Here is an 11939-nt window from a genome sequence, read left to right as displayed (position 1 = left end):
GGCAGGTGTTTTCCGTGAAGCTTATCAACGTCATTTCGCTAAGCATAAGAATGCAAATAAAGCCCTAATGGCTGTACAGCGCAAACTACTCTTGGTAGTTTTCGCTATTCATCAATCGGGGCAGATGTATGATGTCAATGTGCATCATCAAAGTACCCAAAATGAGGTAGGCGAACACAATGGCTCGCCTACAGTAGCTCGTTTAGCAAGCTAAACGGCTTTCTTACACATAAACTTACGAAAAACTTCGCTTCGAACTTGGTTTTTAACATAGCACCTTCGTCCAGCCCCCTCCGGGGCCCGCGCTCCGGCCTCACGGCCTGCGCGCAATCGCTGTACTGGTTACTGTAATTCGTTAATGGCGCGAGTTCGGGGCAAATTCATGAATTTGCCTTGATTTTTCAACGCGCACCACAACCTAAAAATAAAACCGGCCACCTCCCTAAGGAGATGAGCCGGTCTCTTTTTACAGTCGTTTCTTTTTGTTAATAGAGGGGAGGCTCAAAACCTCCCCTTCCCTTAACTGGGTTCACCTTCATCAGGTGCCCGTGTGTTCATAGTGTGTACTCCGTTTGTATTTCATTTGGGGTTGAATCTTTGTATCCAACCTTATCATTCCTTGTATCGTTCAAAAAACGGAATTGGGCCGGGGTATTGCACCCGGCCCAGCCGCTTCTTTCATCTTAATTCTTCGTTACCATCATCTTGCTGGTCAACTGACGGTCGCCGTAAGTCATTTTGTAGAAGTAGAGGCCATCACTGAGGCGGCTTACATCCACACGAACTTCATTACGTCCTTCCATAAAGTTGTCCTGTACGTTGAATACGCGGCTTCCGCGAGCATCAAATACTTCAATCGTTGCGTTACCCTCACTTGGCAAGTAGAACGGAATAACCGTCGTCGTATTAGCCGGGTTAGGATAGTTCTGCAACAGCTGAACAAGCCCGCCATCCACTGCATCATCAAATTGTGACTGACTCGTGCTACCGTCTCCGCCACCGTTCGGGTTGAAATTATCACAACCAATGATCGTGATTACTTGCTCAAACGTTGTGCTAGATTCGTTACCAGCTGCATCAATCGCTACAAAGCGACGAGTGATCGTACCGTTACCATTAGCGTCGAGGTCAACCACAGGGGCTTGCTCATTCGCCTCAGCAGAACAGTTATCGATTACTTCAGGCTCACCGAATAGTGTGCTCAACTGTGCCGTATTCGTAGGATCGAAGTTGGCAGGTAGATCATCACATTCAGCAAGTACATTCGCAAGGCCAGTACAGTATGGTAGGGTCTTATCTTCTACCAATACATCCAACCAACAGATATTGTAGTTACCATTCACATCCGTTACGCGCATCTCTACAGTTACGTAAGTACTGGCGTCACAACAAGTGAACTCAACGTATGGTCCCCAAGCACTGTACTCGGTTTCATCAAGGTCTTCACAAGTTTCCAGGTCGCGGTCAATCGCACGGCGTAGTTCGATACTAGCGATTGCACAGTTGTCGTAGCTTCCTGCATCCACACTTTGTGTGTAGAGGCGAGCAAGTCCCCAGCCACCTAGCTGAACATTGAGCGCACCATTACAGATAGCAATTGGCTCATCGATGTCCGCTACGCGGATGGTACAGTCGCGTGTTCCGGTTACTCCACAGTCGTCCATTACATTGTAACGTAGGAAGTAATCTCCCAGGCTTACATTTTCGAACACCAGTGGTTCGCCAGCAGCGATGGTTTGCAGTACGATTCCGAACTGATTTACCAGCTCTACAGAGAAGGTAATATCGCCATCACCACATGCACCACTCACTTCTGGAGGAGTAACAACTACTGTAGAAGTACATTCGAACGGATCAGTGCGGTACAGCATAATGTCTTCACCCAATATTGGGCAGAAGTGATTGCTGGTTGGGCACTCTACCGTCAAGTTGCCATCAGAACATGGTTCTGGAGCAAGTACTAACATCAAGTGTGAACAGTCGTTGTTGTCACAATCCGTCACTTCAAAGACTACGTTGCCTTCGCTGATCGGGAACGGTCCTACTACGAATGGTTCGCCGTAAGTTCCTGTAAAGGTCTCTCCACCGATTACGTAAGTGAAGCAGGTTCCAGTACCCTGTCCAGCTGCAATAATCACTGCTGTAAAGGTGTCATCTGTTCCGTCAAGCGGCGTGCCGTTGTCGTTACAAACTGAAGGTTCTGACACACAAGCAATCGCACATGGCTCATCACCACAATCAGGTGCTGTGAAGGTCAGTGTCGTTACACAATCACTGTTCTCCAGGTCTACGAAGTTGATCGTAATCACTGTTCCGGCATCAGCCGTGTAAGTGCGAGTTACTTCATTGTTGTAGAAGCCGTTGAAGACTCCACCTTCGCTATCTGTTGCAAACCAACCCACACCATTGTTGGTGCCTGTCAGCTGGAAGCTTACCGTAAACTCATCACCGTTATCGGTACAAGTTGGGCCGCTTAGCAGCTCAGCGTTGATTTCACAAACTGGTGTTGAACAAGGTGCTACTGGGTCAAGAATGATTCCAGTCGCACAGTCGATCAAGCCAGCATCGCGGAACAACAACTGGTGAGTTGCGCCATCAGCAGGTACGTTGATCGTACTTCCTGCGTCACCAAAGGTGCCTGTGTAAACCACTACACCATCTAGTAACACTTCGTAGTTCGTTGTACCGTCCTGCGAAGTAGGTGCAGTGAAGGTGAGCGTGTAGAAATCGTCCGTGCTGTCATCAGCAGTTCCGTTATCGTTACAGTCACCGATCTGGGTAATGGTACCCGGCTCGATTACACAATCTACTTCACAAGGTGCTACAGGTGCAAGTACAACACTTCTTGCGCAGTCTTCATTACATGCATCACGGAAGGTGATAGTATGGTTGGCATTGTCTGCCGGTACCATAATCGTACCTCCTGCATCTCCTGTTGTCCCCGTGTAGAACACAACACCATCTAATAGTACCTGGTATTCACCACAGCCGTTCGTAATGACTGGTGACGTAAATGTCACAGGGTACTGGAACAGGTCTTCGTTCGCTTCACAATCGCCAAAGGTCAAGTTACCTGGCTGAATGTTACATGGCTCAGGTTCGGCACAGTAACCGGCATCGATGGTCAGGTCTACGGTGCTAGACATCAACATGAAGGTTGTTGTCATTCCGTTGGTACCCGCATCACTGTCGAGTTCGTCGTTGCCGCCTTCGTTAGCAGGAGCATAGTCGTATCCGTCAGGCTCAGAGAAGGTCACTTTGTAGTCGAAGCCTGAAGGCAGGTTCGTGAACAAGTAAGCACCATTCTCATCTGTTACGGTGGTAGCCGATACAGGGTTGCCGCTCATATCCGTTCCGGTAATGGTTACGATTACACCGGCCAGGCCGAGTTCACCGTCATCCTGAATACCGTCACAATCTTCATCTATCCAAACGAAGTTTCCTACAACAGCCTGGCCACTGTTACGGATCAGGATGCTACACGTTTCATCTTCCGAATCCGCGATGGTAGCAGCAAAGTCCGAGTTGGCGTCGATACCCGTAATGGTTACCGTTTCATTGTAAGGATACGTTTCGTTCATACCCATCATATTTGTGATCGTCCAGAAGCCGCTGTTCGCGCCACTGTTCGTCGCAGTAATGACGAGGTCGAAGGTATCATCTGTATGGTCTAATGGTGTACCGTTGTCGTTGTAGACGAAGGTTACATTAGCGCTAATATCACAAGGCAGTTCGCTACAAGGACCAACTGCAGGCAGCGTAGTGCCAGCTGCACAAGTTGGATCGGTAGCATCTTGCCAGGTCAGGGTGTGCGTCAGGCCATCAGCAGGTACGTTGATCGTACCACCAGTGCCATAGTCATTCGTCGCAACGACTGCGCCGTCCAGCAATAGCTGGTACTGCGTACCTACTGGATTGCTCACGTTAGGAGCGCCGTAAGTAAGGGCGTAGAAGTCGTCAGCACCCGTCTCATCTGTATTGTTATCGTTACATTCTCCCTGCGTAAACGTACCTACTAGCATGCTACACTCAGGCACAGAACATGGTTCTACAGCTGGTAAGGTAGCGCTTGTAGCACAGTTTGCGTTGGTAGCATCTTGCCAAGTCAGAATATGAATCTCACCATCAGCAGGTACATTGATCGAACCGCCCATGCCGTAATCGTTGGTAGCAACTAATGCACCGTCTAACAGCAACTGGTACTGTGTTCCAGCTGGGTTGGTTACCACTGGCGCACTGTAATCGAGTTCGTAGAAGTCATCCGCAGGCGTGTCTCCTGTACCGTTGTCGTTACATGGGCCCTGGAGGAATTCACCAGCTACCATGCTACAAGGATCAGGATCAGAACACTCGTCAGGAGGAATCACTTCAATCGTGGTACGACAGCTGATGTAAGCATTGTCTACGATGTTGATCGTACGAGGCCCGTCGCTGATCAGGTAAGGCCCTAAGACCACCTGCGCACCGTAAGGCCCTCCTGGTAGGAAGACACCGTTGCCCAGTGAAATACGCCAGCCCGTGTTGGAGAAGTTTCCAAGAGGTTGTACGCTCACTGTTACATAGTATACATCATCACTAGGATCAGCAGTACCAAGGTTATCACACACTGGTGCTTGCTGCGTCACGTCTAAGCGACATCCGTCAGAACAAGTACCTGGTGCTTCCAGCGTAATGGTTGCTTCACAGTCCTCGGTTACCCGATCCATGATCGTAAGCGAGTGGTTGCCCGCTGAGATTGGATAAGGACCAAATTCGTGAAGACCGTAGTAACCAGTGTTGTCACCGTCGGCACGACCTTCGTCGTCCGTGGTCCATCCCTGGAAGGAAGCGTTATCACCGGTGATGTTCACCCAAGCGTAGAATACATCGTCGCTAGGATCCCATTCCGTACCGTTGTCATCACAAACGATGTACTCAACATCGAGGTTGATGCTACAATCCTGTGAACAAGACTCGTTTGGTACATTAAGTACCAGTGNACCTTGACCACAATCAGGATTTTCAACATCAGTTACTGTAAGGATGATACTTGTACCACCGTAAGTAGTGTAGCTGTAAGGACCGAAGTCTACGAAGGTGTTCGGAGAGAATCCGTATTCACCGAAGTAAACGTTTCCGTACTGATCTTCTGCACGCCATCCCTGGTCGCCGACATTCACACCATTCACATTGACGGTGAAGATGAATGCGTCGTCGTCAGGCGTATTGGTTTCGCCACCGATACATTCCACTGTCTGTGGTTCTGTTACAGTGATCACACAATCTGTAGAACAAGTTTCTTCAGGTGTAGTGGCAGAGATGAAGGTGCTACAAGCGCCGTCTTCACTGTCCGTAATGGTGATGATAATTTCATCGCCCTCACTACCTGAGATACTGTAAGGTCCGAAGACAAAGTCTACACCGTAAGCACCACTGTAGTTGTTACCACGGCTATCGGTTGCTGTCCAGCTACCAGAAGCGTTCATCCCCGTTACCTGAGCGATTACTTCAAAGAAGTCATCGTTAGGGTTGGTTGACGTGCCGTTGTCCTGACAATCGGTAGGTGCGAACTCTACGGTCAACATACAAGGAGGCATTACTCCTGCATCATCACCGTCATCTTCATCATTTGGATCTTGCGTTCCATCAGGATCTTCGCTACCGATACCACCAGTACCGTTAGTATCCGCTCCGTTATCCGGCGTAGAGTCATTATCGTACTGATCGGCATCCGTGATTTCTGCAACGTTCACATAATCAACATCTGCACCCGGAGCTTGTACGGTAGCCGTGAAGCTTACTGACTGCTCTTGGCCAACCGCTAGGTTGATGCCGGTCCAAGTGATTACGTTGTCTACTGCCGAACCACCGTTGCTGATGTTGCCGATGTTGTTNTACCCGTTAGGTACCACATCTTCCACTTCAACGTTGGTCGCATTCTGAGGGCCTTCATTGGTAACGGTGATCGTAAAGGTCACTACATCACCTACATCAGGCGTGTCGTTGTCTACAACTTTGACCAATGAAAGGTCGGCTGTAGGCACATCACCACACACATCATCTACCAAGTCAGGGGTGCCGTCGTTGTTTAGATCCAGTTCAGCGCGGTTATACAATCCTTCGCCAGGGTTGCTACCGTCACCACCACTTGGGTCTGCACAAGCTGTATATTCGTTGTCGCCGCCGTCTGTTGAATCTTCGCTCAAGTCGAGTTCAGCAACAAAATCAATTGTATAAGTATGGGTTGCTCCTGCGTCAATGCTTTGGTTAGTAGCCAAAGTCAATGGTGTAGGATCGCCAGTGAAGGCTCCTGATAAAGGAGTTCCACCTTGCTCGATAAGGAAGCCGCCACCCAGGATAATTACATCATCATCGAAGGCTGGAACATCCACTAAGCCGTAAGTACCTGCTGCACCACCGTTGTTGGTTACCAAAATCTGGTAGCTCACGCCGAAGGTACCGTCACCGTTATCGGTAACACCTATCAGGCCTTTATCAAGGGTAATGTTAGGCAAGTCACCACAGGCATCATCTTCGATATCGAAGTCGCCGTCGTTATCAACATCCAGTTGAGCCAGGTTGTACAGGCCTTCACCAGGATTGATACCGCCGTTATCGCTAGATTCACCACATGCGACATACTGATTATCACCGCCGTCGTTGTCGTTAGCGTCACCGCTAAGGTCAAGTGTTACGTTGAAGCTCAGGTTGTACGTGTGCGTTGCACCAGCAGCAATCGCTTCGTCAGTTGCCAGTGTATTCACACCGTCAATCAAGCCACCGCTATTCTGACCGGTGAATGAACCACTGTTGATGGTTACATCATCGTCGAAGCTTGGGGTATCCTGCAGATCGTATTCGCCAGTAGCACCACCAGTATTCGTTACAAATACATTGTAGAGTACCGTGTAAGTACCATCCAGGTTACGTGTAGCAGACACGAAGTCTTTCGTCATGCCTAAGTTAGGCAGATCACCACAGGCATCATCTTCGATGTCGAAGTCGCCGTCGTTGTCGCTATCCAGCTCAGCCAGGTTGTACAAGCCTTCGCCAGGGTTGCTACCAGGACCGTTGCCAGGTGTGCTACATGCGTCGTACTGGTTATCACCGCCGTCGTTGTCGTTAGCGTCACCGCTAAGGTCAAGTGTTACGTTGAAGCTCAGGTTGTACGTGTGCGTTGCGCCAGCGATAATCGCTTCGTCAGTTGCTAACGTATTTACTCCTGCGCTCAGCCCGCCGCTGTTCTGACCACTGAATGAGCCACCGTTGATCGTGATATCATCATCGAAGCTTGGGGTATCCTGTAGGTCGTATTCGCCATCAGCACCGCCGGTATTCGTTACAAATACATTGTAAAGAACCGTGTAAGTGCCGTCACCGTTTGGTGTAGCAGATACGAAGTCTTTCGTCATACCTACATTTGGCAAGTCGCCACAAGCATCATCTTCGATATCGAAGTCACCGTCGTTGTCGCTATCCAGCTCAGCCAGGTTGTACAAGCCTTCACCAGGATTGCTACCAGGACCGTTGCCAGGTGTGCTACATGCGTCGTACTGGTTGTCACCACCATCGTTGTCATTAGCGTCGCCGCTAAGATCAAGGCTAACCGTGAAGTTTACGGTGTAGATGTGGGTATTACCTGCTTCGATAGCAAGGCCATTGGCCAAGGTCAAGGTTCCAGGATCACCTTGGAAGGTAGGTCCATTACCAATATTATTCAGTACATCTACGAAGGTGTAACCACCACCTAAGATGGTAACATCATCATCGAAGCTTGGCGTATCCTGTAAGCTGTAAGCACCGTCGGCACCACCATTGTTCATTACAGTAATTTGGTAGACTGCGTTGAAAGTACCGTCACCATTTGGTGTAGCACTCAAGAAGTCTTTCACCATCGTAATGTTTGGTAGGTCGCCACAAGCATCATCTTCTACATCGAAGTCGCCGTCGTTATCAACATCCAGTTGAGCCAGGTTGTACAGGCCTTCTCCAGGGTTGCTACCAGGGCCGTTGCCAGGTGTGCTACATGCGACGTACTGGTTGTCACCGCCGTCATTATCGTTAGCGTCGCCGCTAAGGTCAAGTGTTACGTTGAAGCTCAGGTTGTACGTGTGCGTTGCGCCAGCGATAATCGCTTCGTCGTTTGCTAACGTATTTACTCCTGCGCTCAGTCCACCGCTGTTCTGACCACTGAATGAACCACTGTTGATGGTGATATCATCGTCGAAGCTTGGTGTATCCTGTAGGTCGTATTCGCCATCAGCACCGCCGGTATTCGTTACAAATACATTGTAAAGAACCGTATAAGTACCGTCACCGTTTGGTGTAGCAGATACGAAGTCTTTCGTCATACCTACGTTTGGCAAGTCGCCACAAGCATCATCTTCGATTTCAGGGTTACCATCATTATTGGTATCCAGTCTAGCGAGGTTATATAATCCCTGACCAGGTGCGCTACCAGGACCATCACCAACAACTGCACATGGGGTGTACTCATTGTCACCACCGTCTGTAGAGTCATCAGAAAGGTCACGGGTTACATTCACCGTAATCGTGTACACGTCTGTTCCGAAGGTCGTGATGAATTGATCATCAGCTAAGTCCCAAGGACCGCTACCCGCCAAGACACCACCAGCATTGCCAACAGCATCGCTCGTGTAGCTTGCGCTTGTGATCGTAATATCATCATCGAATCCAGGTACATCTTCCAAGTCATAAGTGGTTGCACCACCGTCGTTGGTTACGGTTACTTGGTAAGTAACTACAAATTGATCGTCACCAAGTGATTCTACTGTTACAAGGTCTTTGACCATGTCCAGCTCAGGATCACGAACGACACCTGCATCAAGGTCTTCGTAGTTGTCACCATTATCAAGGGTCACTGTTTCTGTCATGCCACTCATGGCAGGATCAGCGTCAGAGTCTTCTGTTTCGTCACCGCCTTCGTTGAGGTCAGTGAAAGTAAAGCCAGTAGGCAATTCAAATGCTACCGAGTAAGTACCAGGCGTAAGCTCTGTGAAGAGGTATTCGCCGTTTGATCCGGTTTCCTGAGAATCGATGATGTTGCCATCTTCGTCTTTCAGATTAACTGTTACACCTTCAACACCAGGCTCGCCATCGTCCTGAATACCATCAGCATCGTAGTCTTCCCAAACGAAGTCACCGAGTGAAGCACACAGGTTTTGATTAACCGTTACTGTCCATTGGTCGTTGTTCGACGCATTACCGATGAAAAATTCATCGCCGGTTACTGGATCAACGTACCAGATTTCAGCCATATCCTCGGCGAAGTTGGTGGTTGTTTCCAAGTAAGTCAGTGCGTAGTTCCAAACAAATTCCTGATCAGAAATACCGTCGTTGTTGTTATCAATGAAGTCAACATAGCTGTTTCCTTCAGGGTCACTGTTTACATCGAAGTACTGATCATAAGGTAGTAGGTCATCAGGCAGGTTAGAATCTTCTACGCTCATGTTGCGTAACTGAATTCCTTCCGTACCACCGAGGATACGCATGGTCAGTGAGAAGTTTACTTCTTCACCAGCACAGATTTCCTCGCGATCACCTTCCTTATCGATATTGATAAAGACACCCGTGTAGTTAGATGGGTCCATGTCGTCAACCGGATCACCGGTTGGCGTACCATTCACATCTACTGGCTGAGCCGTTACGGTAGAATTGTTGGTATACATGCCGCGCATGGCGGTTCCTGTCAGTGTCAATGTTTCAGAATCTCCGGCGGCAAGGAAAGGAATAATTCCTACCTGGCCTTCCTGGTCATCTGTTACAACAACATTCGTAAGATCAAGGGTCCCCGTATTGGTTACCACATAAGTCCAAGTTACCGTAGGCGCAACGTTTGGTACGATGATAAACACACCAGGTGCGTTATCAGCGTCTTGTCCGTTGGTCGCCTTTTCGATATCGACAGAAGCTGTCTGGCTTACAGGTACTTCTTCGTCGTCTTGATCATCCTCTTCAGGTACTTCGTTATCTGGCGTAGAGTCTTCGTCATCGCCATCATCTTCCGTGATTTCTGCTTCGTTCGTCAAGGTGAATCCTTGGAAGTCGTCAGCAATCGTATAGGTCACTTCGAAGCTTACCATTCCATCTTGTGGGAGGCTAGCAATTACGAAAGTGCCATCATTATTATCGGTTACTCCAGCAGGTACGTTTGCTCCAGCAAAGGTAAAGCCAGTCTCTGGACGATCCGTTACTTCTACGTTGGCTGCGTCTAGGCTGCCTTCGTTCGTAACTGTGATCGTGAACGTTACGTCATCTCCCTGGGCGAATGGTCCGGCGCTGAGCAGGTCTTTCGTCAAGGCTAGGTCGTACAGTTGTTCGATCTCAATCGTCTCATCATCCTGGTCGTCTTCGCCTGGTACGTCGTTGTCTGGCGTAGAGTCTTCGTCATCACCGTCATCTTCGGTAATTTCGGCCTCATTCGTCAGGCTTGTACCTTGGAAGGTCGCGCTAATTGTGTAGGTCACTTCGAAGCTTACGCTACCATCTTGTGGTAGGCTTGCGATTACGAAAGTGCCATCGTTGTTATCCGTTACACCAGCAGGTACATTCGCACCAGCAAATGTGAAGCCAGTATCAGGGCGATCTGTTACTTCTACGTTGGCAGCGTCTAGGCTTCCTTCGTTGGTAACTGTGATCGTGAACGTTACGTCATCTCCCTGTTCGAATGGCCCTGCGCTAAGCAGGTCTTTCGTCAAGGCTAGGTCGTACAGTTGTTCAACTTCAATCTCCTCATCATCCTGATCGTCTTCTTCTGGGTCTTCGTTGTTTGGCGTAGAGTCGGTATCATCACCATCATCGGTGGTGATCTCTGCTACGTTGATCAAGCTTGTACCCTGGAAGGTCGCATCAATGGTCGTTTCCACCACGAAGGTTACTGACTCATCAACGTCCAGACTTGGGATTGTGTAAGTACCGTCTCCGTTGTCAACTACCGCTGTACCATTAGCATCAAAACCAGTAATGGTTAAGCCAGCAGGTACGCGATCTGTAACAATTACGTTAGTTGCCAACTGGCTTCCTTCGTTTGTTACTGTAATATCAAAGTCAACTGGGCTGTTCTGAGCGTATGGGCCAGGAGTACCATCGTTGATATCCTTGGTCAAAGCCAGATCGTAGGTCGTAAGACCAGCATCCAAATCTTCGTAATCATCACCTGATTCCAGGGTAACTGTTTCCGTCATACCGTCCATTGCTGGATCAGCATCAGAATCCAAAGCTTCGTTACCACCTTCGTTCAGGTCAGCAAATTCGTAGCCAGTAGGCAGTACAAACTGTACGCTGTACTCACCTGGCGTAAGGCCAGTGAATTCGTAGAAGCCGGTGTCATCAGTTGTTGTACCATCGATGATGTTACCATCCTCGTCTTTCAAGTTAACTGTTACACCTTCAACACCAGGCTCGCCAGCATCTTGGATACCGTCGCCGTCAAGGTCTTCGAAAACGAAGTCACCAAGAGAAGCTAGCTGATAATAACCAGCATCATTGGTATCGTCATTCTCACCAGTGGTAAGCGTGATTACGCCCGTTTGGCCAGTCGTTTCATCAGCATCACTGTCTTCTGCATCATCACCACCTTCGTTGGCAGGACTTACTTCGAAATCAGTAGGAGCAGTGAACTTAACGATGTAATCGCCAGGTGTAAGGCCGGTGAACTCGTAGAAACCTACGCCATTCGTTGTCGTCTGATCTAGCATATTGCCGTCAGCATCCAACAACATTACGGTTACGTTTTCGATACCTGGCTCGCCAGCATCCTGGATACCATCAGCATCCAAGTCTTCCCATACGAAATTACCTAAAGAAGCATCTCCGTAGAAACCAGCATCATTCGTAGGATCGTTTTCGCCACTTTCCAAGTTGATCACACCGGTTTCGCCAGTGGTCTCATCAGCGTCACTGTCTTCTGCATCATCGCCACCTTCGTTAGATGGGCTAGC

Annotated in this window: 2 protein-coding genes; one reads left to right on the top strand and one right to left on the bottom strand. The window is 49.0% G+C overall.

Features of this window, described 5'->3' with window-relative positions:
• The coding region (locus A3EU_RS31550) for a hypothetical protein (RefSeq protein ID WP_044086487.1) at nucleotides 1–214 on the top strand (214 nt) is incomplete at its 5' end.
• 469 nt (nucleotides 215–683) lie between these two features.
• Here the strand turns inward: A3EU_RS31550 and A3EU_RS31545 are convergent.
• A complete protein-coding gene (locus tag A3EU_RS31545) occupies nucleotides 684–11867 on the bottom strand; it encodes an SdrD B-like domain-containing protein (protein WP_211213965.1) in 11184 nt (3727 codons plus the stop codon).
• Nucleotides 11868–11939: the final 72 nt, after the last annotated feature.

This window comes from Lewinella cohaerens DSM 23179 (assembly GCF_000379805.1).
In the GTDB taxonomy this organism is placed as follows: Bacteria; Bacteroidota; Bacteroidia; order Chitinophagales; family Saprospiraceae; genus Lewinella; species Lewinella cohaerens.
The sequence above is the reverse complement of the archived record's forward strand: the minus strand, read 5'-3'. Positions and strand labels throughout refer to the sequence as shown.